The 20,056-nt window shown below is 38.4% G+C and carries 23 protein-coding genes and 1 pseudogene; 16 read left to right on the top strand and 8 right to left on the bottom strand.

The window, feature by feature from the left end; translation table 11 throughout:
• Nucleotides 1-32 precede the first annotated feature (32 nt).
• Together ACINWC141_RS07605 and ACINWC141_RS07600 are read left to right on the top strand one after the other, a co-directional pair.
• Nucleotides 33-416 carry a hypothetical protein gene (locus tag ACINWC141_RS07605; protein ID WP_009389892.1) on the top strand — a complete coding sequence of 128 codons (384 nt, stop codon included), beginning with the start codon at nt 33-35 and terminating at the stop codon, nt 414-416.
• Nucleotides 417-587: 171 nt separating this feature from the next.
• Entirely contained in the window at nt 588-2,048 is a 1,461-nt protein-coding gene (locus ACINWC141_RS07600) for an aminoacyl-histidine dipeptidase (protein ID WP_009389994.1), read from the top strand.
• Nucleotides 2,049-2,142: 94 nt separating this feature from the next.
• Here ACINWC141_RS07600 and ACINWC141_RS07595 read toward each other — a convergent pair whose 3' ends face one another.
• On the bottom strand, nt 2,143-3,111 hold the full coding sequence (locus ACINWC141_RS07595; RefSeq protein WP_034677987.1) for a ribonuclease Z: 969 nt from the start codon (nt 3,109-3,111) through the stop codon (nt 2,143-2,145).
• A gap of 76 nt (nt 3,112-3,187) precedes the next feature.
• On the opposite strand from ACINWC141_RS07595, the pseudogene ACINWC141_RS20710 reads away from it, so the two are divergent.
• Nucleotides 3,188-3,250 (top strand): annotated as a pseudogene (locus tag ACINWC141_RS20710) (hypothetical protein); the annotation flags it as partial.
• A gap of 59 nt (nt 3,251-3,309) precedes the next feature.
• Here ACINWC141_RS20710 and ACINWC141_RS07590 read toward each other — a convergent pair.
• Entirely contained in the window at nt 3,310-3,942 is a 633-nt protein-coding gene (locus ACINWC141_RS07590) for an alpha/beta hydrolase (protein WP_009389756.1), read from the bottom strand.
• 124 nt (nt 3,943-4,066) lie between these two features.
• On the opposite strand from ACINWC141_RS07590, the gene yaaA reads away from it, so the two are divergent.
• Nucleotides 4,067-4,846 carry a peroxide stress protein YaaA gene (gene yaaA / locus ACINWC141_RS07585; protein ID WP_009389943.1) on the top strand — a complete coding sequence of 260 codons (780 nt, stop codon included), beginning with the start codon at nt 4,067-4,069 and terminating at the stop codon, nt 4,844-4,846.
• Nucleotides 4,847-5,044: 198 nt separating this feature from the next.
• Here the strand turns inward: yaaA and ACINWC141_RS07580 are convergent, their stop codons facing one another.
• The 5 genes from ACINWC141_RS07580 to ACINWC141_RS07560 form a co-directional block, all read right to left on the bottom strand.
• Nucleotides 5,045-5,830, bottom strand: coding sequence for a thiazole synthase (locus ACINWC141_RS07580; RefSeq protein WP_009389790.1), 786 nt, complete (start codon nt 5,828-5,830; stop codon nt 5,045-5,047).
• A 13-nt stretch (nt 5,831-5,843) separates the two neighbouring features.
• A complete protein-coding gene (gene thiS / locus ACINWC141_RS07575; protein WP_009389800.1) occupies nt 5,844-6,041 on the bottom strand; it encodes a sulfur carrier protein ThiS in 198 nt (65 codons plus the stop codon).
• A 13-nt stretch (nt 6,042-6,054) separates the two neighbouring features.
• Nucleotides 6,055-6,420, bottom strand: coding sequence for a DUF423 domain-containing protein (locus ACINWC141_RS07570; RefSeq protein ID WP_004643452.1), 366 nt, complete (start codon nt 6,418-6,420; stop codon nt 6,055-6,057).
• A 110-nt stretch (nt 6,421-6,530) separates the two neighbouring features.
• Entirely contained in the window at nt 6,531-7,397 is an 867-nt protein-coding gene (rpoH, locus tag ACINWC141_RS07565) for an RNA polymerase sigma factor RpoH (protein ID WP_004791254.1), read from the bottom strand.
• A 133-nt stretch (nt 7,398-7,530) separates the two neighbouring features.
• A complete protein-coding gene (locus tag ACINWC141_RS07560) occupies nt 7,531-7,776 on the bottom strand; it encodes a sulfurtransferase TusA family protein (protein ID WP_009389770.1) in 246 nt (81 codons plus the stop codon).
• 375 nt (nt 7,777-8,151) lie between these two features.
• Here ACINWC141_RS07560 and ACINWC141_RS07555 point away from each other — a divergent pair, with 375 nt between their 5' ends.
• The gene (locus tag ACINWC141_RS07555; RefSeq protein WP_000126912.1) at nt 8,152-8,364 is read left to right on the top strand and encodes a cold-shock protein; all 213 of its coding nucleotides are present in this window, start codon (nt 8,152-8,154) and stop codon (nt 8,362-8,364) included.
• A 103-nt stretch (nt 8,365-8,467) separates the two neighbouring features.
• On the top strand, nt 8,468-9,619 hold the full coding sequence (rhlB, locus tag ACINWC141_RS07550) for an ATP-dependent RNA helicase RhlB (protein ID WP_034677977.1): 1,152 nt from the start codon (nt 8,468-8,470) through the stop codon (nt 9,617-9,619).
• Between the two features lie 38 nt (nt 9,620-9,657).
• Here the strand turns inward: rhlB and ACINWC141_RS07545 are convergent, their stop codons facing one another.
• Nucleotides 9,658-10,038: a hypothetical protein gene (locus ACINWC141_RS07545; RefSeq protein ID WP_009390023.1), complete on the bottom strand. Its 381-nt coding sequence runs from the start codon at nt 10,036-10,038 to the stop codon at nt 9,658-9,660.
• A 209-nt stretch (nt 10,039-10,247) separates the two neighbouring features.
• Here ACINWC141_RS07545 and ACINWC141_RS07540 point away from each other — a divergent pair, with 209 nt between their 5' ends.
• From ACINWC141_RS07540 to ACINWC141_RS07495, 10 genes are all read left to right on the top strand, one after another.
• Nucleotides 10,248-10,823 carry a nitroreductase family protein gene (locus ACINWC141_RS07540; RefSeq protein WP_009389775.1) on the top strand — a complete coding sequence of 192 codons (576 nt, stop codon included), beginning with the start codon at nt 10,248-10,250 and terminating at the stop codon, nt 10,821-10,823.
• A 34-nt stretch (nt 10,824-10,857) separates the two neighbouring features.
• Nucleotides 10,858-11,931: an NAD(P)H-dependent glycerol-3-phosphate dehydrogenase gene (locus tag ACINWC141_RS07535; RefSeq protein WP_009389957.1), complete on the top strand. Its 1,074-nt coding sequence runs from the start codon at nt 10,858-10,860 to the stop codon at nt 11,929-11,931.
• Between the two features lie 56 nt (nt 11,932-11,987).
• Nucleotides 11,988-12,443 (top strand): SixA phosphatase family protein, encoded by a 456-nt coding sequence (locus ACINWC141_RS07530; RefSeq protein ID WP_009390026.1) that lies wholly within the window; start codon nt 11,988-11,990, stop codon nt 12,441-12,443.
• Nucleotides 12,444-12,466: 23 nt separating this feature from the next.
• Nucleotides 12,467-13,606: a type II secretion system protein GspL gene (gene gspL / locus ACINWC141_RS07525; protein WP_009389907.1), complete on the top strand. Its 1,140-nt coding sequence runs from the start codon at nt 12,467-12,469 to the stop codon at nt 13,604-13,606.
• Nucleotides 13,606-14,085 (top strand): type II secretion system protein M, encoded by a 480-nt coding sequence (locus tag ACINWC141_RS07520; RefSeq protein ID WP_009389990.1) that lies wholly within the window; start codon nt 13,606-13,608, stop codon nt 14,083-14,085. The genes gspL and ACINWC141_RS07520 overlap by 1 nt, the downstream gene beginning before the upstream one ends.
• Before the next feature lie 89 nt (nt 14,086-14,174).
• Entirely contained in the window at nt 14,175-15,179 is a 1,005-nt protein-coding gene (locus tag ACINWC141_RS07515) for a quinone-dependent dihydroorotate dehydrogenase (protein ID WP_009389882.1), read from the top strand.
• A gap of 6 nt (nt 15,180-15,185) precedes the next feature.
• Nucleotides 15,186-15,773 (top strand): CvpA family protein, encoded by a 588-nt coding sequence (locus tag ACINWC141_RS07510; protein WP_034677974.1) that lies wholly within the window; start codon nt 15,186-15,188, stop codon nt 15,771-15,773.
• Between the two features lie 25 nt (nt 15,774-15,798).
• The gene (gene purF, locus ACINWC141_RS07505) at nt 15,799-17,340 is read left to right on the top strand and encodes an amidophosphoribosyltransferase (RefSeq protein WP_009389773.1); all 1,542 of its coding nucleotides are present in this window, start codon (nt 15,799-15,801) and stop codon (nt 17,338-17,340) included.
• 78 nt (nt 17,341-17,418) lie between these two features.
• The gene (locus tag ACINWC141_RS07500; protein ID WP_005306963.1) at nt 17,419-19,308 is read left to right on the top strand and encodes a M48 family metalloprotease; all 1,890 of its coding nucleotides are present in this window, start codon (nt 17,419-17,421) and stop codon (nt 19,306-19,308) included.
• A gap of 100 nt (nt 19,309-19,408) precedes the next feature.
• Complete coding sequence (locus tag ACINWC141_RS07495; RefSeq protein WP_009389949.1) at nt 19,409-20,056, top strand: hypothetical protein; 648 nt, start codon at nt 19,409-19,411, stop codon at nt 20,054-20,056.

Here is a 20,056-nt window from a genome sequence, read left to right as displayed (position 1 = left end):
CGCAGATAATGATAAAAGTGTTAGGACAAAGGATGAAAAAATTACAATTTATTGCCAGTTGCCCACAACATGGGGTGCTTGATCATCCACCAAATGAATGCCATATCACTCAAGAATATGTAGCGGCTTTACTGTTTAAACAATTGGGGCATTATGGCTTTGATGCACAGCATATTGTGCACGAACATGAAAAAGTAGAAGTCAGTATCGATAATCATCTTTTGCCATTATCTATTACTTGTCAGAAAACAGACCATGAAGGGCATTTAATGTGTGAAATCTCCGCCAATCCTGATGAAGAACAAGATTGGTTTGAGAAAATCGAAACGCAAAGCATTATCCGTCAGCTTGCACAGGCCGTTGAAAATAGTTTGAAAGCTGATCATAGCTTTTCAGCGTTTGAATGGAAAACCTAAGGCATATACCTGTTAAGATTGATTTATGACGTACGGCTTTTTAGAAAAGTCGTACAATCTCTTTAGATTAAATATAAAAATACAAAATCTTTCCCGAAATCCCTACCTATCTTTAATGCATTGTGTATATTGAAATTATTGAGATATTTACATAATTAGAGTGTGATTTTCATGACACAAGTTGATATTGCAGCGTTGTCTCCTCAAGTGGTTTGGCAGCATTTTCAAACACTATGCACTATTCCTCGTCCATCCAAGCATGAACAGCAGCTTCGTAATTTTTTACAAAACTGGGCCGAAAGTCGGAATTTAGAAACTTACCTAGATGAAGTCGGTAATTTGATTATCCGTAAGAATGCGACTGCGGGTAAAGAACATGTGTCTGGAGTTATTCTTCAGGGCCATTTAGATATGGTCACACAAGCCAACACTGGCACAGTGCATGACTTCTTTAAAGACCCAATTCGTCCAGTGCTCGAAGATGGCTGGTTAATTGCTAAAGACACCACTTTAGGTGCTGATAATGGCATTGGGGTGGCATTAGCTTTAGCAGTTTTAGACTCAAATAACATTGCTCATGGACCAATTGAAGTTCTTTTAACAGTCGATGAAGAAGCAGGCATGAGTGGTGCGCGACTTTTAGAGGCTGGTGTACTAAAAGGAAAATGGTTATTCAATATTGATACAGAAGAGTGGGGTGAGTTATATCTCGGCTGTGCTGGTAGTATTGATGTTGAAGTAGAACAGCCACTCACGTATGAGACAATTCCTGAAAATTTAACGGTTGTAAATATTCAGGTTGCTGGCCTTAAAGGTGGTCATTCTGGTGTAGATATTCATTTAGGACGTGGCAATGCCAACGTTATTTTAGCTCGCTTTTTAAATGAGTATTTAGCAAAGCTTGATGGACATCTTGTTGATTTTACAGGGGGTACAGCTCGTAATGCTTTACCCCGAGAAGCAATAGCAACCATTGCAATTTCATCTAGTCAATTATCTGAACTAGAAAAATTACTTGCTGAATATCAAATGACATGGAAACAACAGCTACAAGGTATTGATGACAACTTACAATTAACTATTCAACCTACAAGTGTTGAAGTGAATCAAGTGATTGCTCAACAGCAGCAAAACGAGTGGTTACAAGCTTTAGCAACAAGCCCTTACGGCGTTGCAAGTATGAGTCAAGCTTTACCAGATGTAGTTGAAACTTCAAATAATATTGGGGTGGTAAAACTAAATCGAGAGTGCGGAAAAGCTGTCTTAATGGTCCGCTCAATGGTGAACCAAGAAGCTCAAGATTTTGCAGAAAAAATTCAGGCACATTTTAGTCAATTTAATATCGCTTCTGCACTCACGCCCTTAGTGTCGGGTTGGACACCAAATCCTGACTCAGCTGCTCTAAAGTGCTTACAACAAGCCTATCAAAAGGCATTTAACATTGAGCCAAATCTAAAAGTAATTCATGCAGGCTTGGAGTGTGGGATTATTGCCGAGCATTATCCTGATTTACAGATGGTTTCGTTTGGCCCAGATATTCAAGGAGCGCATGCACCAGGCGAGCGAGTTAAAGTAGATACCGTAGAGAAATGCTGGAAGTTGTTGGTAACCGCTTTGGCATCTGTAGAGTAGTTTTTACAAATAAGAAGCTCAATCATGAGCTTCTTGAACTTTAACCTTTACGTGAAAATTATTCGTACCTAATTCTATAAATTCGATTTTATAGCTAACATGATTTTTTCTCGATTTTTAAAAGCTGTCCAGCTTCGTTTAAAGAAAACTCATCGAAATCATTCGCTAAATAAAAATGACCTGTATAAAACTGGTGAACTTCTTCGGCAATAGCTAGCTGTCCAGCTTTATCCTGATGTCGGGGACTAAAATGCGTCAGAATTAAATTATCCAGAGATTGCTGCTCTGCAAATTCAGCCACCATTTTTGCTGAGCTATGCATTGGACCTTTGCCTACTTTATCTAAAACTGTTTGCAAATAAGTCGATTCGTGAATAAGTAGTTGAGCATCCTTACAAGCATCGGCTAATAGTTCAGGCTGATCATTATCTCCACCTATAATTACATGAATTTGCTGATTTTGAATTTTGATAAAGTCTTTAGATTTTAAAACTCGTCCCTCAAAGTCAACATCGTAGCCTCGTTTTAAATGACCCCAAATATCGCCTTTAGGTATGCCAAGCTGAGTTAAAGTTTGAATGTCTAACTTTTTTTGCGTCGTTTTCATATAAATACTAAAGGCAAAACTTGGAACACGATGACTAAGTGGATGCGCCTGAACTAATAGTTCATTAGTGAGTCGCTGTGATTCGAGCGCCTCATTAATATCAATAAATTCGATTGAATAGGGTAAATGTAAATCTGTAAGTTGAGCAGTGATTTCAAACCATTGTTGAATTTCTTTCGGCGCAATCACTATTAACGGTTTGCTGCGGGCATTCATGCCTGCACTTGCCAATAAACCAATTAGGCCATAACAATGGTCGCCATGAACGTGTGTAATACAAATGGCAACTAGGTTTTGTAGAGAAAGTCTGGCTTGTTGAATGCGGTGCTGCGTACCTTCACCAGCATCAACTAAAATCCAGTCCTTATTTTTACTATTACGAATTGCTAATCCTGAAACATTACGTGTCAGGGTAGGTACACCTGAAGAAGTACCTAAAAAAGTAAAATGAAGGATATTGTTGGAATTTTTTAGTCAAATGTTTAGAGAGATTATAGACACTTATAAAATTTTATAGAAATTATGGTGAACAAATAATAGCGACCGAGTAAAAAAATATTTGGCCCGTCTTGGATTAAGTTGGAATAATTTTTAGCAGTTACAGTGCTCATAAGATGATGGACATAGACACAATCTATGCCCATCAAATACACTTTATTTCATAATAATAAAGCGTGTAATGATTTGACGAAGCTGTTTTAAATAGCCAGTAAAGAAGTGGTTAGCACCCGGTAAAATCGTAATTGGGTGCTTCTGCGGTTTTGCCCATGCAATTGCATCTGAAAGCAAGGTAATGTCATCTTGCTCTCCATGAATGAGCAGAATATCACCTTGAATTTCAGGGGTTTTATAGTGGCGCAAGCCTACTACAGTAGCGGTTGGTAAGCCGCATAGAATTAATTGTATAGGTCGTAATTCGGGACTAAGCTGGGCAAAGCATTTTGCCAAAACATGTGAACCGAAACTGAAACCACCTGCATAAAATGGTAGGCCTTCATGAAGCTTACGAACATGTTCAATGACAGCTAAGATATCTTCAGTTTCACCATGGCCTTCATCATGAACGCCTTCACTGCCACCTAGGCCACGGAAGCTCGGGCGGTAAACAATGCAACCATATTCATTAAAGATTTGGGTTAAAAGGGCAGGGACTTTATGTTGAGGGGTTCCACCTTGCAATGGGTGCGGATGACATACAACCGCAAAGCCTTTGATTTCACCTTCAGGGCGGTCAACGAAAAGTTCAATTTTACCTACTGGACCCTGGATGAAAGTTTGCTCAGACATATAAGAACCGCTAAATAACAATACGTGATGCTATTTTACCGATAGTCGTCATTGAAAACACGAGTTAGCATTAAAAAATATCTACTGTTATAGTTGGTATTAAGAATAATTTTTCAGGTTGTCTATGCTTGCTTTAATTTCTCCTGCAAAAACTTTGGATTATGAAACAGCGTTACCTACAGATGAGTTTACTCAGCCTCGCTTGTTAGAACACTCAGCGCAATTAATTGATGTTTGCCGTAAACTTTCTGCTTCGGAAATTGCGAGTTTAATGAGTGTCAGTGAAAAAATTGCCACACTAAATGCAGACCGATTCAGAGACTGGAATCCCGAATTTGATTTTTCAAATGCCCGTCAGGCAATTTATGCGTTTAAAGGTGATGTCTATACGGGTTTAGATGCTTATCACTTAACAGACAAAGATATTGATTTTGCTCAGCAGCATTTACGTATGCTCTCTGGTTTATATGGTTTATTGCGTCCTTTAGATTTAATGATGCCTTACCGTCTTGAGATGGGTACTAAATTAAAAAATTTACGTGGCCATAATTTATATGAGTTCTGGGGTGAAATTATCACGAACCAGATTAATGAAGATTTGGCCGCAATTAAATCTGATTTGCTTGTAAACCTAGCTTCAGATGAGTATTACAAGTCTGTCAATGAAAAGAAAATTAAGGCTGAAATTGTAAAGCCTGTTTTTCTTGACCAGAAAAATGGCAAATATAAAGTCATTAGTTTCTATGCGAAAAAAGCACGCGGTTTAATGGCTCGTTTTATGATTGAGAACCAATTAAATAAAGCTGAGGATATTAAAGCGTTTAATACAGATGGGTACTACTTTGATGCTGAGAATTCATCAGCAAAAGAGTTGGTATTTAAGCGCGATGAGCAAGTGGCTTAGCCTTACTCAAGTTAAACTCTCGTAAGCGGTAACTATCGTGAAGTGGCATGGATGCCACCGTTTCGCTGTATTACATGGATGTAATATCAGCGAAACAAAAGATTTTTGTTACTTTTCATCTTTGAAAAGTAAAATGGCTATACAAGTTGCACTAAAATTACAACGGCAATTAAAGGCTGTGTTCTTGCAAGAAATAGATTATTTAAAGAAATACCCTGTTTCTGGTGAGCTTGCATTTGCCATACGTTTACGTGGCATACGTCCAGCTAAAAATGCTTCACGTCCAGCTTCAACAGCTTTTTTCATTGCAGAAGCCATCAAAATAGGATTTTGAGCAGCTGCAATCGCTGTATTCATCAACACGCCATCACAACCAAGTTCCATAGCAATAGCTGCATCACTTGCTGTACCAACGCCTGCATCTACCAAAACTGGCACTTTTGCATTTTCTTTAATAATTGAAATAGTATGTGGGTTTAAGATACCTAAACCTGAACCAATTAGACTACCTAAAGGCATAATCGCAACACAGCCCATACTTTCAAGTTCTTGAGCAATGATCGGATCATCAGAGGTGTAGACCATAATCTCAAAACCGTCATCAATCAAAGTACGAGCCGCTTTTAAAGTCTCGGTTACATTTGGATATAACGTCTTTTCGTCACCCAAAACTTCAAGCTTTACCAAGTTATGACCATCTAGAAGTTCACGCGCTAACATACATGTGCGTACTGCGCTATCAGCATCAAAACAACCTGCGGTATTTGGCAAAATTGTATACTTTTCTGGTGGAATGACAGACAGTAAATTCGGTTGATTTGGATTTTGTCCAATATTCACACGGCGGATTGCGACAGTAACGATTTCTGCACCACTCGCTTGAATGGCTAAATCTGTTTCATTTAAGTCTTTATATTTGCCAGTTCCTACCAATAAACGAGATTGAAAAGAACGTGAACCAATAATGAGAGGGGTGTCTTGCATGGATAACTCCGACTTAGCCGCCGCCAACAGCGTGAATAATTTCGATACGGTCATGTTGAGCAATAGTGATTTGCTCTAATTTGCTTTTTGGAATAATTTGCTGGTTGTATTCGACCGCAAATCTTTTTCCTTCGAGTGCCAAAGCCTGAATGAGCTGCAGTAGGTTTTGACAAGGCGTGTCCGTTAATTCGCCATTTAAATAAATTTGCATGATCACATTCCAATTATTTTGCGTATTTGAGGGCATTCCAAGCCAAAACGAGCCAGCCAGCTATCATAAATGCACCACCAATTGGGGTAATTGCCCCTAAAATTCTCGGTAATCCAAGCGCCATGATATAGAGTGAACCACAGAAGAATAAAATACCGATTTGAATCAATATGAATGGCAATTTAATGGGGAACGTAAGGATGACTTTGCTTAAAATACCAAGTGCTAAGAGACCTAAAGCATGGTAGAAAAAATAGTCGGTTGCAGTATGCCACCAAACAAGTTGCTCAGGACTCGCATGAGCTTTAAGACCATGTGCTCCAAAAGCACCCAACATGACTGCAAAGGCAAGATTAAGGGCTGAAATGGCAATCCACATAACAAAAAACGCAAATGAATAATGAACGGCAACGTTATCATAGATTGGGTTGGCTAAACATAGCCAGATAAAACAAAAGGGCTAAACGCCCTTTTATTTTTAAACTTATTTTAGCTTGCAGACATGGCAATTTTAATTTTTTCCATTGCATTCTTTTCAAGCTGGCGAATACGCTCTGCTGATACATTATATTCGGCTGCTAACTCGTGGAGAGTAGACTTGTCATCATCTAACCAACGACGTTGTAAAATATTACGCGAACGGTCATCTAACTGATCCATTGCATCATGTAAAGCAGATGTGCTTTGCTCTTCCCAGTCTTCATTTTCGACTAAACGAGCTGGATCATAGCGATTATCTTCGAGATACAATGCAGGTGCAGTATGTGGAGTATCATCATCATCGTCGCCTTGAGCTTCAAAAGCAGCATCATAAGCGGTTAAACGACCTTCCATCTCCAACACTTGTTCTGCAGTAACATTTAAGTCATTCGCAATCGATTGAGCTTCTTCGAGCGTTAATTTTTTACTCGATTTTTTTAAACTACGTAAATTGAAAAATAATTTACGCTGAGCTTTGGTCGTTGCAATTTTGACAATACGCCAGTTACGAATAACGTATTCGTGAATTTCTGCCTTAATCCAGTGGACGGCAAAGGATACAAGACGCACGCCCATATTTGGGTCGAAACGCTTCACGGCTTTCATTAAGCCTAAATTACCTTCTTGAATAAGGTCGCCTTGTGGTAGGCCATAACCTGCATAGCTGCGCGCAATGTGAACGACGAAACGTAAATGCGACATTACCAGCATTTTTGCGGCATCAAGATCTTGGTCATAATAATAACGTTCAGCAAGTTCTTTTTCTTGCTCGGCCGTTAAAATAGGAATCTGATTGACAGTACTGATATATGCACCAAGGTTTACACCGGGCGCAGACAATGACAGGGGCATCAATTGATTGCTGCTGTCACTCATGATTTCTCCTTGTAGGATCGGATGGGATAACCAATAAATTCATCTTAATTTGAATCAGCTTCATAATTAAGGAAAATTGGGTAGAGAAATGTAAAATTTTATGCAATTTCTAATCTTTTAGTTTAGCAAAGAATTATTGAGTTTCAATTAAATAGTGAAATTCTCTGTCTGATATATGTGTAGTCTGACACATAAAATGATGTAAACCACAGTAACGAGTTACATCTATTTCACTATGAGGATCAGAAGATTTTAATAAGAATAACTGTTTACCCGATACTTTTTTGAGTTCGCGTTTTAGCATTAACAAAGGCATTGGACAAGGTTGGCCCATGGCATTAATTTCAATGATTGCAGGAATAGAAGAAGTGTCGGTCATTCATTATCAAAACAACTAAAAAGATTATTCTAACAAATTTTTTTATAAACGCTGCACATTTTATAAAAGAAGAAACAAGCAATTACCTATAAAAAATATTGTAATAAGCTGTTTAAAAAAAGGACTAAAAATACGGGGAATAATTGAAAAAAATTCTATTAATTGTCATAAACCCATGGTAAGCTCGAACCGTTTTAGGATTTACCACACACTTAAATTGGTTTAAAAGTCTTATAACAAATGGATGTAACCGGAAATTGTTGATAGTTTTACAGAATGATTACAAGCTTTAAGATTATAAATATTTTAAAAACTTGTTTGCTCTGCTGTTTGCAACACCGGAAGGTCCTTTTTTCAACATCTGAGGATTGACTTATGACAGCTCGCGAACAAGGCGTAGTAAAGTGGTTTAACGACACTAAAGGTTTTGGCTTTATTCAACGTAACGGTGGTGACGACGTATTCGTTCATTTCCGCGCAATCGTTGGTGACGGCCACCGTTCTTTACGTGACGGCCAACGCGTAGAATTTAGTGTAGTACAAGGTCAAAAAGGTTTTCAAGCTGAAAACGTTCAGCCTTTAGACTAATTCATCTTTTTGATGAATCATGGACGCTCCAATTTTTGAATTGGGGCGTTTTTGTTTATAATGATCTTCTCATTAGAGAGATTGTTTGTTAGAGCATGTATTTATGACATCTGGTTTTGAAACCTTGAATTTACATCCGCAACTTAAAAAGGCGATTGATGCTTTAGGGTTTAAGCAAATGACCCCGATTCAGCAAAAGGTTTTAAAATATACGTTGGGCGGGCATGATGCGATTGGTAGAGCACAAACAGGAACAGGTAAAACTGCTGCTTTCCTTATTAGTGTAATTAATGACTTGTTACACAACCCGATTCAAGAGCAGCGTTTTCGTGGTGAGCCACGTGCCTTGATTTTGGCACCTACTCGTGAATTAGCATTGCAAATTGAAAGCGATGCAAAGTTACTCACAAAATTTACAGATTTACACGTCGTGACACTTTTAGGTGGCGTAGATTTTGATAAGCAAAAGAAACAGCTAGATGCTAATTTTGTCGATATCATCGTTGCTACGCCTGGACGTCTAATTGATTTTGTAGAACAAAAAGAAGTTTGGCTCGATCAAATTGAATTTTTAGTCATTGATGAAGCTGACCGCTTATTGGACATGGGTTTTATTCCTTCTGTGAAACGCATCGTGCGTTATTCCCCGCGTAAGGAACAACGTCAAACCCTCATGTTCTCGGCTACCTTTAGTTATGATGTGCTTAATTTAGCGAGACAATGGTTATTTGAACCTATTACTGTTGAAATTGAGCCTGAGCAAAAAACCAATAACGATGTTGAGCAGCGTGTTTATGTCGTAGCTAAACAAGATAAATATCGTTTGCTACAAGATATTTTGCGTGAAGAGCCTATCGATAAAGTTATGATTTTTGCTAATCGACGTGATCAAGTACGTCGTCTTTATGATCATTTAAAGAGAGATGGATACCGGGTCGGTATGCTTTCTGGTGAAATTGCTCAAGATAAACGTTTAAAAATGTTAGACCAGTTTAAGCAGGGTAAAAATAATATCATGATCGCAACTGACGTTGCAGGCCGTGGTATTCATGTTGATGGCGTATCTCATGTGGTCAACTATACTTTGCCTGAGCAATCAGACGATTATGTACACCGCATTGGCCGTACAGGTCGCGCTGGGTCACAAGGTGTAAGTATTAGTTTCTTATCTGAAGATGATGCTTTTTACTTGCCAGAAATTGAAAAAGCAATTGGTAAGAAATTGCCATTAACCCGTCTTGATGGTTATTGCTAATAAAAAAATCCCAATCAAATGATTGGGATTTTTTTTGATTAATTAATTTTACAATAGAAAGTAAGTGTTGTTTGATAATCATCATCTTTTGCTAGAGATGCATTTTTACCCGTTAATGTGCCAATAACTCCAGCCGCTGCTTCCACCATTTGACCTGTTTTCTCGCTTACTACATCTTTTAATACACCGTTGTAGGTTGTTTTTTCATCTACAACAACAGGCGAGGTGTTTTTTGAACAAGTTTTTTGAGCGGCAGTAATTGCATTATTTTTTGCAATTAGATTTGTTTTGCCAATACCTGTGACTTCAAATTGATTATTCTCTTTTTGAACTGCCAAGGTGTTTTTAGGGGTAGTGGCACAAGCACCTAGTAATAAAACAACACTGCTCAATGCACTCGCTAAAATTATTTTTTTCATGTTTCACCTAATATTGTTAATCCTAAAAAGATCTCACTATTTGAACACAAGTTTTCTAATTGATTTTGAAGACGTTGTATAAGTTTTGATGTTTTGTCTTAAAAAAATGTCAAAGCATGAACTCGTTATTTTTATGTTCTAGATTCAATGGTGGATTATCTGTAGATTATGCTAATCTATTTTGAATTTTTTGAGTTAGATCAATATTAATGACGGATTCAGCAACACAGATAATTCATCAGAATATTCACCAACGTCAATCTATTGGTCAATTGACTGAGCCTGCGCCAAATGCAGATCAATTAGAGTTGGCTTTTCAAGCGGCTTTAACTGCTCCTGACCACCATAGACTTAAACCAACACGTTTTGTCGTCATTGAGACAGAACAACGCGCTGCTTTTGGTGAGGTTTTAGCGAAAGCACTTGCCGATTTAGGTGAAACTGACTCAGCGCAACTTGAGCGCGTTAAGCAACATCCTTTCCGCGCACCTTTGCTCATTTTAGCGCTTACACAATTGCAAGACCATCCTAAGGTTCCTCATTTTGAACAGATTTTAAGTACGGGGGCTGCCGTACAAAACCTTTTATTATCTTTACAAGTTCAAGGTTTCTCTACCATGTGGCGTAGTGGGGCTGTTGTTGAATCAAATTGGTTAAAACAGCATTTAGGATTGCAACCACATGATTTAATTTCAGGTATTATTTATGTGGGCACAGCAGCTAAAGCGATTGCACCGCGTGCAGAGATTGATAGTAAAGAATTTGTAAAGGTTTGGCAGGCTTAACGAGCCTCAAAAGTAAGAAATAGGATAATAAAGCATGGCTGAATTTAAGTTTACAGATTTAGTGGAACCTGTTGTGGTCGATAAAAAAACGGCATTACGTATTACTGTTTTGGGTGGAGGCAGCTTTGGTACAGCTATGGCCAATTTAGCTGCACGTAATGGCTGCGATACTATGATCTGGATTCGTGATACGGATACAGCAGAAGAAATCAATAAAACTCATATTAATAAACGTTATCTGCCAGATTTTGTTTTAGAGTCATCATTACGTGCCGTGTCTGATTTAGAACAAGCAGTATGTGATCGAGATATTATTTTGGTGGCGATTCCTAGTCACTCATTTCGTGATGTATTAAAACAAATTGCGCCGTATATTACTGCGCAAGCTGTGGTCTCTTTAACGAAGGGTGTCGAGGCTAAAACTTTTAGCTTCATGAGCGATATTATTCGTGAAGAACTACCAGAAGTTCCTTACGGAGTCTTGTCTGGTCCGAATCTCGCTAAGGAAATTATGGCGGGAATGCCATCAGGTACTGTGATTGCTAGTGATTCTGAACTTGTTCGTTACGCTGTACAGCATGCTCTTCATAGCGCTTTATTCCGAGTTTTTGGTAGTGATGATGTGCATGGTGTTGAACTAGGTGGGGCACTTAAAAATATTTACGCCGTTGCAATGGGAATTGGTGCAGCTTACAAAATTGGTGAAAATACCAAGAGTATGATTTTAACGCGTGCTTTGGCTGAAATGAGTCGTTTTGCAGTTAAACAAGGGGCAAATCCCTTAACGTTCTTAGGTTTATCTGGTGTTGGTGATTTATTTGCAACCTGTAATAGTCCATTAAGTCGTAATTATCAGATTGGATATGCTTTGGGTTCAGGTAAAACACTTGACCAAGCAAGTAAAGAGTTGGGGCAAACAGCGGAAGGAATTAATACGATTGTTCAGGTACGTGGTAAAGCCGAAGAACTAGACGTATATATGCCGATTACCAATGCCTTATATGAGGTGATCTTTGAGGGGGCGCCACCTTTGAATATTGCTTTATCTCTTATGAAAAATGGACATCGTAGTGATGTTGAGTTTGTTTTACCTCATCATGAAGTCTGAAGAAGAAATGTCATAAATTACGGTTATAATGCAAGAATTATTAACAAGGAATATTTATGCAACTGACATTAGTTCGTCATGGGGAAGCCGCTCCTCCAGTGAATGGTAATGATACGAAACGTTTGCTTACTGCCCGTGGGCATGCTCAAGCTGAGCAGACAGCAACATTTTTAAAAGATATTGTTAAGCCCGATATTTTTGTAGTGAGTCCTTTATTGCGTGCACAAGAGACATTGGCTCATATTCAAACCTATTTTAAAGATGTGCCTGTGCTGTTATGCGATAAAATTAAACCGGATGATAATGCCAAAGAAGCAGTGGAGTGGTTGTCTCAAGTTCCTTATGAGTCAATTGTAGTCGTGTGCCATATGAATGTGGTGGGGCATATTGCCGAATTACTGACACATGAGAACTTTAATCCATTTGCACTGGCCGAAGCTCGAATTTACGATCAGGCTGTGATTGCAACTGGTTTATCAACACAAAAAAATAGTTTTGTACCCACAATATAATTAAAAAGGTCATTTAGCCCATTATGCTGTATTTATGGATGCCTGAAACCAATGGAATATGGCATTGGTCTAACGGAGAAAACTGGTTGCAGGCAGCAAGTCTTGAACAATTAATACAAGATCTGCAACTACATCAAGGAAAAGAAGCTGTCATCTTTTTCCCTAGTCGCCATGCTCAGGTACTCCAGCAGCACATGGCAAAGTCTCATTACAAGCAACTCGGGGCAGATGGTGTTAAATATTTGCTTGAAGAGTTTGTGACTTTGCCGATTGATCATATGAAAGTGGTTCATCATTTTCATGCTGATCAATTAACCATATTGGGCGTGGCAAAAACAACAGTGGAAACGTGGCAGCATGCAATGGCTTTGTTGCCTATTAAGCTCGTTGCTTTATTGCCGGACTTTCTGATTTTACCGGAACCGCAAGAACAGCAAGTGGTCTTGTGTAATATTGATCAGAAATTACTTGTGCGTGAAAGTAAATGGGTCGGTAATTCGCTAGATGATTTAGGATTATTTTTAGAGTTCCAGCCAGTTGAAACTCATTATCAATATAGTGGTTTGACAGCAGAGCAATTAGAAAGCTTGATGGCAGCTTCAAGTGCGGAGCAGCGTTCAGAATTTATTTATCAATTTCAGGGTTTAGATAAACCTAAACAGCATCCTTTTAATGTTCTACCTAAAGCGAAAGGGCAAGAACAAACTGTTTCTGGTTATTGGAAAGCATGTGCAGCCGTTATTTTAGCAATTATAGTGGTTCAGTTTAGCTATGACTTGTTGCGCTGGGTTAAGTTAAAAAGTGTGGCTAATCAAACCGCTGAGCAGACGATTGAGCAATATAAATATTGGTTTGGCTCTTCTAGTCGTGTAAATGAGCAGAACATAAAAAGCCAATTTGAAAGTCATTTACGCCTGAGTAAGCAAGGTGATACACAAGCACTTTCTTTATTGAGCCGTGTTGGTCCTATTTTAATGCAAAGACAAATTTTAGCTCAGCAGTTAAATTATGATGCTTCAACACTGACCATGGCATTAAAAGCAAAGTCAGCAGATGATTTGCAAGCTTTAACTCAGCAACTTAACCAGCAAGGATTCAAAGCAGAGCTCGGTAATGTTCAAGCCGATGGTGGTGGGGCAATCGGGGTGGTGAAAATACAATAATGAAAATGATAACTCAATTGCAAAACCGCTTTGATCAGTGGATTGAACAGATCGTTCAATATTTAGATCGTTTAACTGTGCGCGAACGTATTATGGTGGTTTTTACTACAATTTTTGTTGTGGTTGCCATTGTCGGTGCTTCACTCTGGAAAATGCATTCCTTGGCGGAGCAACAACAGCAACGTTTAAATGATTTAAAAGATTTGATGGTATGGATGCAGAGCAATGCGGTTACCATGAAACCCGCAAATGAACTTGAGTTAGGCCAGTCGGAAAAAATACAACGAGTAGCTCAGCAACAAGGCTTAACGGTCACTTCTCAACAAAATGGTGAGCAGTTACAAATTATTGTTACTCATCAGAATTATGCAATTTTAGCAAACTTTTTAACCCAACTTGCTCAAATGGGCTTAAGTATTCAAAAAATGGAAATGGTTTCAAGTGACGGACAGATTAAATTAACAGCGACGGTTCAATAACATATTAAAATATGGTGTTCTTAAGCATGGTGTTTTGTGCTGCCTGTGCCTATAATATGCCTACCTAAAATCAGTAGACTGTGATTGGTATGTTATATTCACTTGCTCGCCCGATGTTGTTTAGTTTAGCACCAGAGCGTGCCCATGAATTAACATTATCTATGCTTGATAAAGCACATAAATTCGGCCTGCTACGTCAGAGCGTAGAATCAAAACCAACAACCTGTATGGGAATTGAATTTCCAAATCCGGTAGGTTTAGCGGCTGGGCTTGATAAAAATGGTGCACATATTGATTCTTTAGCCGGACTGGGTTTCGGTTTTATTGAAATTGGAACAATTACACCTCGTCCTCAGTCGGGTAATCCGCAGCCGCGATTGTTTCGTATTCCTGAAGCGAAAGCTATTATTAACCGCATGGGTTTTAATAATGAGGGTGTTGACAAACTTATTGAGAATGTCAAAGCTTCAAAATTTAAAGGAATTCTAGGTATCAATATTGGTAAGAATGCAGATACGCCTGTAGAAAAGGCTGTTGATGATTACCTGATTTGCCTCGAGAAAGTTTATAACTACGCTTCTTATATTACCGTTAATATCTCATCTCCAAATACGAAGAACTTAAGAAGTTTACAAAGTGGCGATGCATTAACTGAATTATTGCAAACGTTAAAAGAAAAACAACTTGAGCTTGCCGAGCAATATAACCATTATGTTCCTTTAGTGTTAAAAGTTGCGCCTGATTTAACAGCAGAAGATGTTGAGTTTATTGCAGCGCAATTATTGGAATTTAAAATTGATGGACTAATTGTTACCAATACGACTTTATCTAGAGAAGGGGTAGAAAACCTTCCTAATGGTAATGAGTCAGGTGGCTTATCAGGTGCGCCTGTTTTTGAAAAAAGTACAGAATGCTTACGTTTATTTGCTCAAACGTTAAAAGGACAAATCCCGCTCATTGGCGTAGGTGGAATTTTGTCGGGTGAACAAGCAGCAGTCAAACAGCAAGCTGGAGCAACACTAGTACAGATCTATAGCGGATTGATTTATACCGGTCCTATATTAGTAAAACAATGTGTTGCAGCCATGACTTAAGTGAATATGAACACAATTGATATCATTATTCTGATACTTTTGCTCATTGGGGGGCTAAACGGTTTGCGACAAGGATTTATCAAAGCCTTTGCGAACTTGGTAGGATGGATCATTGCATTAATTATGGGTGCAAAATATGCTGTCCTTCTTGCGCCGTCCATGTCAGGTTTAAGTCATGATCCGGTTGTTCAAAAAATTGCAGCTTTCGCTTTTATCGCACTTATGATCATTGTTTTAACATGGATCGTCACTGCATTTTTAAATGGCCTCTTGAAAAGTCTGAAATTGGGGCCATTAAATCGTTTAGCGGGTGGTGCTTTTGGTTCTTTAAAAGGCTTGTTAGTTGTGCTGATTACAATGCAGGGCGTAGGACCTTGGGTTGAAAGTTCACCACATTGGAAACAGTCCAAACTTATACAATTTTTATTGCCTTATGCGCCTTTAGCTACCGAGTTATCTAAAGATGCAGCAAGTGAGGCATTTCATCAAATAACATCTGGAAGCAGTGCATCAAGTACTCCTTCAAAACCAATGGCCGAATCGGAAGAGTTAGAAAATCGATCCGACCATTCGACAAAGAATCCTTTTTATTAATTCCTAGCTTGTCTGCGAGGTTGCTATGTGTGGAGTTGTTGGTATAGCCGGTAAATCGCCAGTGAACCAAATGTTGTTTGATGCTTTAACGATGTTGCAACATCGTGGGCAAGATGCAGCTGGAATAGTAACCTGCCATGAAGGCCGTCTTTTCCTTCGTAAGGATAACGGTATGGTGCGTGATGTTTTTCATACTCGTCATATGAGAGCATTACTTGGTAATTATGGTATTGGCCATGTACGTTACCCAACTGCTGGTTCTGCTAGCAGTGCTGAAGCACAACCATTTTATGTGAACTCACCTTACGGTATTACGCTTGCACATAATGGTAATTTAACCAATGCTGAAGATATTCATGACGACCTGTTTAAAACAGATTTACGTCATATGAATACGGACTCTGACTCAGAAGTTCTTTTGAACGTATTTGCGCATGAGTTGCAGAAGAACGGTACTTTAAACCCAACACCAGATGATATTTTCCATACGGTTTCTCGTGTGCACGAGCGTTGTAAAGGTGCATATGGCGTAGTAGCGATGATTACTGGTCATGGTTTGGTAGGTTTCCGTGATCCAAATGGTATTCGACCACTCATTTATGGTTCGCGTATGACTGAACAAGGCGAGATGGAATACATCATCGCTTCTGAATCAGTTGCTATTACTGCTCTTGGTTTCAAAATTGAACGTGATATTGAGCCAGGTGAAGCAATTTTCATCAATTCAGATGGTGAATTGTTTACAAGACAATGTGCGGCTAATCCAAAATACCGTCCATGTATTTTTGAATATGTTTATTTTGCACGTCCTGATGCGATTATTGACGGAATTTCAGTTTATAAAGCCCGTTTGAAAATGGGTGAAAAGCTTGCTCATAAAATTTTACGTGATTGGGGTGAGGACCATGATATTGATGTGGTTATTCCAATTCCCGATACGAGCCGTACTTCAGCACTAGAACTTGCAAATATTCTAGGTGTTAAGTTTCGTGAAGGTTTTATGAAAAACCGTTATATCGGTCGTACCTTCATTATGCCGGGTCAGCAGCAACGAAAAAAATCAGTACGCCAGAAATTAAACCCTGTAGAACTTGAGTTTAAAGGTAAGAATGTTTTACTGGTTGATGACTCAATTGTTCGTGGTACGACCTGTAACGAAATCATCCAGATGGCACGTGATTCTGGTGCGAAAAAAGTATACTTTGCATCAGCCGCGCCTCAGGTTATGTATCCAAACGTTTACGGTATTGATATGCCTGCTAAAACTGAGCTAATTGCTTCAGAACGCAGTGTAGAGGAAATCCAGGAAATTATTGGTGCTGATCGTTTGGTTTTCCAAGAGCTGGAAGATTTAAAAAATGCTGTACGTACTAGCAAAGTTCCTGATCTAACTGAGTTTGATTGCTCCGTATTTGATGGAATCTATGTTGCTGGTGATATTGATGGTGCTTATCTAAATAATTTGGAGCAGAAGCGTAATGATTCTGCGAAAAAGAAAAAAGATGGCTACATTGATGTTAATGTTGATGCAGCTTCTGTAGATTTAACAGGCATTAAAGAAGAATAGAAATAGCTGAAAAAAGCGGGTGTTTCCCGCTTTTTTCTTTTATGATGAAAACTAACAATGTAATTGGGAATATTTACATTGAAAGAAGTAAGCCACTATCTAATTGAAAATAAAAATATGGCATGGTCCATCACTATGTGTTTGGTTGCTGTGCTGCTTACTATTTTTATCTTAAATTTAATTTTAGGTTTACTCGTTCATTTTTTTGATTATAGTCAGCCCATTTGGTGGCACACTTTAAGCCCTTATTTTGTCGCGCTATTACTTTTTATTATGGTTTGGTCGGTAGTGACTGAACTTTATATCTTGCGTAAAGGTGGGCATTCTTTAGCAAAACAACTTAAAGCGCGTCGTTTAGTAAAAGAAGAAAGTACACCAGAAGAGCTTGAAGCATTAAAAATTACTGAATATTTGGCGCAAAATTTTTCACTGAAAGTTCCAACCTTATACGTTTTACCTGATGAAGTAGGTGTAAATGCGCTTACTGCAGGTTTTCACCCTAAAGATATTGTGATTATTTTGACTTGGGGAGCCCTGCAAAATCTAGATAAACTTGAACTATATGGTTTGTTAGGCCATGAGTTTAATCAGATTTTATCGGGTGAAGCTGTTGAAAATACTAAATTAAAGATTTTATATAGTGGATTAACAACGTTTAGCCAGTGGGGTAGTAAATTAGCGAAACAAGGTTTTAAGCGCTATAGCCCAGGTTATAAACATAAGTTTGAAACTGTTTTTGTTGCGGTGGGTGGGGTAATTTGGTTGGCTGGAAGTTTAGGCGTACTGATTACCCGATTCATTAAATACTTAACTTTGAGTGGACGCACATTTCGTAATGACCAAAAAACAGTACGATTATTAAAAAATAGTGCTAATACTCAGACTTTATTGCGTATTTATGTTCACCATTCCGGTTCACAAATTCATAGTGCTTATTCTGAGTCAATCGCACATATGTGTTTTGCTAACTCACTTAGCCCTCAAAGCTGGATGAATATTCATCCGAGTATTCGTGAGCGTATTTATGAATTAAACCCGACTTTGCTCCAAGATTTACAATTAGAAAATTTAAAAAAACTCCGCAATCGTCCGTTATTTAGTTTATTTCATTTTTTAGAGGAATCTGAGAAAGAAATTTATGTACCGTGGTCATCTCCACAACCTCTGCCTTTATTAAGATTGTCACCGATTAGTTTTGCATTAAATGATGCGATTAAGCCTCTTAGTAGTGATGTACGTCGAAATAAAAAGCGTCCTGAGCTCATTCAGCGTGCGCTACAAACTGCTACAGGTTCGCGCGAGGTAATGGTCGCTATTTTGATGATTCGTCAATATCGAGAATTTATCCCTAAAGATGCGCCAGTTAGTCATGCCATTATAGATGCCTTATTAAATCTTGATGGTCGTATTCATATTCAAATATTTCATGATGCTTGTAAAAATATTGGACATATGCCAGCAAGCATTGCGAGGCAATTTCTCACTAAACTAGCGCTCATTATTCAAGAAGATGGCGAGATTGGTTTGCTAGATGCACTTTTGCTGGAGCGAGTTAAATATGAGTTGAATTTGATGCCGTTACATTTGCCAACTGCATTTGAAGAAGTAAAACCTCAAATTGTCCGTTTGATTGATGCCTTGCTTCATGTTCAGCAAATTAATAGTCCAAATCAGTTAGAAGTACGTGAGCGTATTTTGCGTTCGCTACTCAACCCAGATGAAATGTATGTCTATGATGAGATTTCGGATGAGCCTTTAGATTTGGCTGAAATTTTAAATGATATTGCGGGTTTATTATTGCGTGACCGTCTTAGTATCTTAGCAATTGCAGAAATGTGCTTGTGGAGCGATCGTATTATCACACAAGACGAGTTAGATGTACTTGAATTGCTTTATTGGCGTTTTGGCTTTGAGACAGAAGAAATTGTTGAGCAAATGCAAAAACGAAATAGTGTGATGATTATTTAAAAGACATATAAGACTATAAAAACAACTGAACGAAATAAAACACTGAAAAAAAAGCTGAAGCCCGTTAGAATGTAGCTTAGGTAGAGGTATTGATTCAAACATGATTGGGCAGCAAAGAAATATATTGGCAACTTTAGGAATTGATTTATGGATTCCTAAGACACAGGTGTGCCAAAAAAATAATGCTCAAAGCCTTTGGCGAGATCATGTCGTTGAAGAACCTCAGCAGCCGATATTGCCTTCTGTGGAACCGGTGGTTCTTGAACAACCAATACCTCCGCAAATCAATGATATTCCAAAAGTTAAACCTGAAATTGTGGCACCCGCTCCAATTCAGGTTCAGTCTGTTATACCACCTCAAAATGAAGTACCGGCACCTGTAATTAAGATTGCATCATTTGAGTTGCAGGCTTTCTCTCTTGAAAAATGTGTTATTTTTTTAGATGTTACGAATTTAACCAAAGAAGAAAAACAGCTTTGGAGCAATATACAAAAAGCAAAAATAGGGCAGTATGCTGAACTAAAATGGCCTTTCCCTTTAGCGACTTATCAAGATCAGCGGGGTGCTAGTTCATATATACAAGGCTTTTTAGATGCTGTCGCAGCAGAGAAGAAGATATTGTGTCTTGGTGATTGTTCTTATATTCAACACGCTAATATTATCTACTTAGCAAGTTTAAAAGAAATGCTGGAGAAACCACTCCTTAAAAAAAGGTTATGGAAATTAATGCAAGATAACAACGAGTAG

This window comes from Acinetobacter sp. WC-141 (genome assembly GCF_000313935.1).
In the GTDB taxonomy this organism is placed as follows: domain Bacteria; phylum Pseudomonadota; class Gammaproteobacteria; order Pseudomonadales; family Moraxellaceae; genus Acinetobacter.
The sequence above is the reverse complement of the archived record's forward strand: the minus strand, read 5'-3'. Positions and strand labels throughout refer to the sequence as shown.

Excerpts from the sequence above, each read along its gene's own strand:
- ACINWC141_RS07605 (WP_009389892.1), top strand. The coding sequence starts at position 33 with ATGAAAAAATTACAATTTATTGCCAGTTGCCCACAACATGGGGTGCTT.
- ACINWC141_RS07600 (WP_009389994.1), top strand. The coding sequence starts at position 588 with ATGACACAAGTTGATATTGCAGCGTTGTCTCCTCAAGTGGTTTGGCAG.
- ACINWC141_RS07590 (WP_009389756.1), bottom strand. The coding sequence starts at position 3,942 with ATGTCTGAGCAAACTTTCATCCAGGGTCCAGTAGGTAAAATTGAACTT.
- yaaA (WP_009389943.1), top strand. The coding sequence starts at position 4,067 with ATGCTTGCTTTAATTTCTCCTGCAAAAACTTTGGATTATGAAACAGCG.
- ACINWC141_RS07580 (WP_009389790.1), bottom strand. The coding sequence starts at position 5,830 with ATGCAAGACACCCCTCTCATTATTGGTTCACGTTCTTTTCAATCTCGT.
- thiS (WP_009389800.1), bottom strand. The coding sequence starts at position 6,041 with ATGCAAATTTATTTAAATGGCGAATTAACGGACACGCCTTGTCAAAAC.
- ACINWC141_RS07570 (WP_004643452.1), bottom strand. The coding sequence starts at position 6,420 with ATGTGGATTGCCATTTCAGCCCTTAATCTTGCCTTTGCAGTCATGTTG.
- rpoH (WP_004791254.1), bottom strand. The coding sequence starts at position 7,397 with ATGAGTGACAGCAGCAATCAATTGATGCCCCTGTCATTGTCTGCGCCC.
- ACINWC141_RS07560 (WP_009389770.1), bottom strand. The coding sequence starts at position 7,776 with ATGACCGACACTTCTTCTATTCCTGCAATCATTGAAATTAATGCCATG.
- ACINWC141_RS07555 (WP_000126912.1), top strand. The coding sequence starts at position 8,152 with ATGACAGCTCGCGAACAAGGCGTAGTAAAGTGGTTTAACGACACTAAA.
- rhlB (WP_034677977.1), top strand. The coding sequence starts at position 8,468 with ATGACATCTGGTTTTGAAACCTTGAATTTACATCCGCAACTTAAAAAG.
- ACINWC141_RS07545 (WP_009390023.1), bottom strand. The coding sequence starts at position 10,038 with ATGAAAAAAATAATTTTAGCGAGTGCATTGAGCAGTGTTGTTTTATTA.
- ACINWC141_RS07540 (WP_009389775.1), top strand. The coding sequence starts at position 10,248 with ATGACGGATTCAGCAACACAGATAATTCATCAGAATATTCACCAACGT.
- ACINWC141_RS07535 (WP_009389957.1), top strand. The coding sequence starts at position 10,858 with ATGGCTGAATTTAAGTTTACAGATTTAGTGGAACCTGTTGTGGTCGAT.
- ACINWC141_RS07530 (WP_009390026.1), top strand. The coding sequence starts at position 11,988 with ATGCAACTGACATTAGTTCGTCATGGGGAAGCCGCTCCTCCAGTGAAT.
- gspL (WP_009389907.1), top strand. The coding sequence starts at position 12,467 with ATGCTGTATTTATGGATGCCTGAAACCAATGGAATATGGCATTGGTCT.
- ACINWC141_RS07520 (WP_009389990.1), top strand. The coding sequence starts at position 13,606 with ATGAAAATGATAACTCAATTGCAAAACCGCTTTGATCAGTGGATTGAA.
- ACINWC141_RS07515 (WP_009389882.1), top strand. The coding sequence starts at position 14,175 with ATGTTATATTCACTTGCTCGCCCGATGTTGTTTAGTTTAGCACCAGAG.
- ACINWC141_RS07510 (WP_034677974.1), top strand. The coding sequence starts at position 15,186 with ATGAACACAATTGATATCATTATTCTGATACTTTTGCTCATTGGGGGG.
- purF (WP_009389773.1), top strand. The coding sequence starts at position 15,799 with ATGTGTGGAGTTGTTGGTATAGCCGGTAAATCGCCAGTGAACCAAATG.
- ACINWC141_RS07495 (WP_009389949.1), top strand. The coding sequence starts at position 19,409 with ATGATTGGGCAGCAAAGAAATATATTGGCAACTTTAGGAATTGATTTA.